The 4609-nt window shown below is 66.0% G+C and carries 5 protein-coding genes; all 5 read right to left on the reverse strand.

Translation table 11 applies throughout. The features are described from left to right. Positions 1-7: 7 nt before the first annotated feature. The 5 genes from zapE to AX681_RS12705 all read right to left on the reverse strand — a co-directional run bounded on the left by zapE (position 8) and on the right by AX681_RS12705 (position 4587). Positions 8-1120, reverse strand: a complete 1113-nt coding sequence (zapE, locus tag AX681_RS12685) for a cell division protein ZapE (protein WP_066658445.1) — start codon at positions 1118-1120, stop codon at positions 8-10. Further along, the gene (locus AX681_RS12690; RefSeq protein WP_231733687.1) at positions 1117-1584 is read right to left on the reverse strand and encodes a PaaI family thioesterase; all 468 of its coding nucleotides are present in this window, start codon (positions 1582-1584) and stop codon (positions 1117-1119) included. Before AX681_RS12690 ends, zapE begins: the two co-directional genes overlap by 4 nt. A gap of 9 nt (positions 1585-1593) precedes the next feature. Beyond that, complete coding sequence (locus AX681_RS12695) at positions 1594-2376, reverse strand: succinate dehydrogenase iron-sulfur subunit (protein ID WP_066658453.1); 783 nt, start codon at positions 2374-2376, stop codon at positions 1594-1596. A gap of 201 nt (positions 2377-2577) precedes the next feature. Then, positions 2578-3963, reverse strand: coding sequence for a cell envelope integrity protein CreD (gene creD / locus AX681_RS12700; RefSeq protein WP_066658456.1), 1386 nt, complete (start codon positions 3961-3963; stop codon positions 2578-2580). Positions 3964-4047: 84 nt separating this feature from the next. Then, positions 4048-4587, reverse strand: a complete 540-nt coding sequence (locus AX681_RS12705; protein ID WP_066658459.1) for an ATP-dependent Clp protease proteolytic subunit — start codon at positions 4585-4587, stop codon at positions 4048-4050. Positions 4588-4609: the final 22 nt, after the last annotated feature.

Consider the following 4609-nt stretch of genomic DNA (forward strand, 5'->3'; position numbering starts at 1 on the left):
GGGGTAATCAGCCCGCCGCGCCATGCCCCTGCGCCAGATATTCTTCCGACTGCATTTCCATCAGGCGGCTGACGGTGCGCTCGAACTCGAACTTGCCATCGCCCTCGGCATAGAGGTCGATCGGGGCGGCGTCGGCCATCGCCAGCAGCTTGACCTTATGCTCGTACAGCGCGTCGATCAGCGTGACGAAGCGCGCGGCTTCGTTGCGGTTCTCCGGTCCGAGCCGCGGGATGCCGACGATGATGACGGTGTGGTAGCGGCGCGCGATGGCGAGATAGTCGGATGCGCCGCGCGCCTCCTCGCACAAGCGTTTGAACGAGAAGACCGCGACGCCCTTCAGCGCCTTCGGCACGTGCAGCGTGCGGCCCTGCACCGACAGATCCTCGCTGGGGACATGCGCGGCATCCTCGACCGGGTAATCGGTCAGGCGGAAAAAGGCGGCGGACAGGGTGGCGGTGTTGGCCGGGCTGTTCGGCACCAGCCACATGTCCATGACGCCGAGCCGGTCGCGGCGATAATCGGTCGGACCGTTCAAGGGCAAGACGTCGAGCTTCTCCTTGAGCAGCGCGATGAATGGCAGAAAGCTGTCGCGCTGCAGCCCGTCCTTGTAGAGGTCGTCGGGCGGGCGGTTCGATGTGGCTACCACCGTCAACCCCTCGGCCATCATCGCGGTGAACAACCGGCTGAGGATCATCGCGTCGGCGGTGTTGTTGATCACCATCTCGTCGAACGCGAGCAGGCGCAGGTTGGCGGCGATCGCCTTGGCCACCGGCACGATCGGGTCGCCGGCTTCCTTCTTGCGCTCCTCGGCGATGCGCGCGTGCACCTCGATCATGAATTCGTGGAAATGGACGCGGCGCTTGCGCTCGATGCGGACGCAGCCGAACAACAGGTCCATCAGCATCGATTTGCCGCGCCCGACGCCGCCCCACAGATACACGCCGCGCGGTGCCTCCGGCGCGCGGCGGGCGAGGCGCCACAGCACACTGCCCTTGCGCGGACCCTGTTCGAGCTCGTGGGCGAGATGGGCGAGGCGGCGCGCGGCGGCGGCCTGGTCCGGGTCGGCGCGCAACTCGCCCGCGGCGACCAGCGCCTGATAGCGTTCGAGCACGCCGGTCATGGCACCGGCGATGATTTGCGCACGGTGCCGGAGAAGCTGGCGAGGACATTGTCCTCCTGCTTCACCAGCCCGCGCATGAACAGCATCCGCCCGGTTTCGCGGAGCAGTTCGACCTCGGCCACGATTGGCTCGCCGATGCGGCTCGTGCCGATGAACTGCGCCGACAGGTCGAGCGTCACCGCGCCACCTGCCGAGAGCACGCCAAAGCTGCGCGCGGCGGCGAACAGGGCGACGTCCATGAAGCCGAGCAGCGCCCCGCCATGGGTCGAATCGCGCAGGTTCGAATGCTCGCGCCCCGGCACCATCCGCACCAGCGCCTTGCCATCCTCGATCCGCGTCAGGATCGGGCCGAGAAAGGCGTTGAACCGGGTCGGGTCACGCAGTTCCCAGCGCTTCCATCCCGGATGGTCGGGATCGTCCAGATAGACGAAATGCGTGTCGGCCTGCGACAAGTCAGGGGGCACCGACGCGGATCAGACGACCCGCTCGGCTTCCATCTTCTTGATCTCGGCAATCGCCTTAGCGGGCGAGAGGCCCTTGGGGCAGACATTGGCGCAGTTCATGATCGTGTGGCAGCGATACAGGCGGAACGGATCCTCCAGATCGTCGAGCCGCTCACCGGTCATCTCGTCGCGGCTGTCGGCCAGCCAGCGATAGGCCTGAAGCAGGATCGCCGGGCCGAGGAACCGGTCGCTGTTCCACCAATAGCTGGGGCAGCTGGTCGAGCAGCAGGCGCACAGGATGCACTCGTACAGCCCGTCGAGCTTCGCGCGGTCCTCCGGCGACTGCAGCCGCTCCTTGCCCGACGGCGGCGGGGTGACGGTCTGCACCCATGGCTTGATCGAGGCGTATTGCGCGTAGAAGTGCGTGAAGTCGGGGACCAGGTCCTTGATCACGTCCATCGCGGGCAGCGGGGTGATCTTGATATCGCCCTTGATATCCTCGATCGCGGTGGTGCAGGCGAGGCCGTTCTTGCCGTCCATGTTCATCGAGCACGACCCGCAAATCCCTTCGCGGCACGAACGGCGGAAGGTGAGCGAGGGGTCAATCTCCGACTTGATCTTGATCAGCGCGTCCAGGACCATCGGGCCGCATTCGTCGAGATCGATGGTGAAGCTGTCGTAGCGCGGGTTTTTCCCCGAATCCGGGTCGTAGCGATAGATGGTGAAGGTTTTTTTCCGCGATGCTCCCGCCGGCGCCGGATGCGCCTTGCCCTTCGTGATCTTGCTGTTCTTCGGCAGGACGAAATCGGCCATCGGGAACCTCATAAACTACGCCACGGGCAGGGCAGCGACGCAGCCGCTCCGGCCCAGATTGCAGGCCAGATACATAACCCCCGCCCGCCCTGCAAATATAAGGTGACGTGGGATCGATCTCAATCGAAGCAGCGTCAAAATCGTCGGTGCTGACTGCGGTGTGGGAGGGGAAACGTCCCCCTCCCACGCCGCACGTCGCGGTCAGGTTGCGGACGGGGCGGCGCTGCGGCCGCTCCAGTCGAGATTGCGGGTGAGATACATCACCGCCGCCAGCGCCGCGAACAGCAGCAGCGATCCGATCAGCAGCGAATAGGCTTCGAGGCTGAGCAGGATGTAGAGCACGCCATAGAGCGCTACGAGCAGGCCGGCGATGAACCCGGCACGGCGGCGGCTGCCCAGCACCGCGGCGCTATAGGCGGTCAGCAGCGCGATGACCCCTCCGGCCGCCACCGCATAGGCGGGGGCAAAGCCGATCACCTCGGCGAAGGCGAGCAGCAGGACGAAGAACAGGATCAGCCCCGCGCCGACCAGCAGATATTCGACCGCCGACACGCGCACGCCTGCCACGACATCGAACAGGAGGAATGTGATGAAGGTGAAACCGATGAACAGGAACCCGTATTTCACGCTGCGATTGACCTGCGCATAGAGATCGACCGGCTGGATCAGGCCGACCTGTGCAACGGACGATGGCACGGCGGTGGGTGACCGCGCGTCATAGGCTGGCTGCGCTTCCCGCGTCTCTGCGGGCGAGTCGCTGGTCGTGACCAATGTCGTGCCGAGCGCGAGATTCGAGATGCGATAGGTCGCGCTGAACCCCGCGGGCGTGGTTGCGCGCGTTTCGGGCAGGAAGCCGCCGGTGTAGCTGGGATGCTGCCACGGCGAGCTGACGGTCCAGCGCGTCGCACCGGCGCGCGGGGCGAGCGCGACGACCGAATGGCCGCGCAAGGCGAACGCAAATTTGGCGGTGACCGGCCGCTCGCGCAGGGCCGAGGCGTCGAGATTGGCGAAGAAACCCGAACCGCCGGTGGCGGCGACGCCGTTGCCGGGCTGGGCCGCGGCGGGCTGGCCGTCGATGGTGATGCGGTTGGCGGGCTTCAGGCCGCGCGGATCGGCGACGCCGAAGCGCAGTTCTGCCTTGCCGTATTCAAGGGTGGCGAGATCGACGATGCGCGCGGCGTCGGCTGGCAGGCGGAACGATGCGCCGCCCGAAATGTCGGCGTCATACACCACCGACTCATAGATCGATCGCGTGCGCCGTTCGGGCTTGATGCGCGTGTCGAGGTCGAGCGTGTCGGGGGCGATGAACAGCTCGCGCCGCTGGGTGGTGGTGCGGGTGACCGGCTTGCCATTTTCCTGCACGGTCTCGGTCACCGGCAAGGAATAGGGGATAACGAGCAGTGGCCCGGCCAGCGTCTGCGGCCCGCCCCAGCCCTCGGCGATGCTGCTGCGCGCGGTCTCCGACTGGGTCTGCCGGTCATAGACGAGCAGATAGACCGCAAAGAGCGGAATGGTCAGCACCGCGCCGACGAGCAGCGCGAGCAGCATCTTCATTCCCGGCGAACGGTTGGTGGCGGGCAAGTCCATGAGCGACTCCTGTCAGTGAAGTCGCCAGCGTAGCGCGCCACGTCCCGACCGGCATGAGCGATCGGTGAGCTTTTCCTGAGCAGGTCAGATCACGTCGAGCACCAGCCCCAGTTCGCGCGCTTCCTCCGCCTCCAGATACAGGTTCGACGGAGCCTTTTTGCACAGCTCCTCGAACGCCAGTTTCGATCCGGCGACGATGTCGCGGAACCCTTCTTCCTCGATGCGAATCGATTCCTCGATCTCGTGCAGCTTGGCCTGCAGGATCGGCAGCAAAATCTTGAGCGGGCCTTCGAGATGCACGTCGCAGGTCAGCTTGCGCTCGTGGATCATCAGCCGCGTGCCCTGGGTCAGGAAGCGTTTGTCGACCGGGAAATGCGCCATGAAGGTCGCGCCGGCCGAGTAGACCGCGACCTTGCCCAGGAACAGGATTTCGCGCCCGGTGAACTCGCGCAGCAGCCGCACTTCGTCGCCCATCAGCCGCGCCACTTCCGGGTCGCCGCCAAGCGTGGAGATCGCGATCACCAGCGTACCTTCGGTTGGGGCATTGGCGAGCTGGTCGCGGAAGCTCTGATACATCGCATGGTCGACCGGACCGGACAGGCAGATGTGCGGGGTCGCGAGCAGCGGGTAGCGCGTGCTGTAGGGG

Origin of the sequence: Sphingomonas sp. CCH9-E2 (genome assembly GCF_001557215.1) — a bacterium.
In the GTDB taxonomy this organism is placed as follows: domain Bacteria; phylum Pseudomonadota; class Alphaproteobacteria; order Sphingomonadales; family Sphingomonadaceae; genus Sphingomonas.

Coding starts and splice junctions, on each gene's coding strand:
- creD (WP_066658456.1), bottom strand. CDS start 3,963: ATGGACTTGCCCGCCACCAACCGTTCGCCGGGAATGAAGATGCTGCTC.
- zapE (WP_066658445.1), bottom strand. CDS start 1,120: ATGACCGGCGTGCTCGAACGCTATCAGGCGCTGGTCGCCGCGGGCGAG.
- AX681_RS12695 (WP_066658453.1), bottom strand. CDS start 2,376: ATGGCCGATTTCGTCCTGCCGAAGAACAGCAAGATCACGAAGGGCAAG.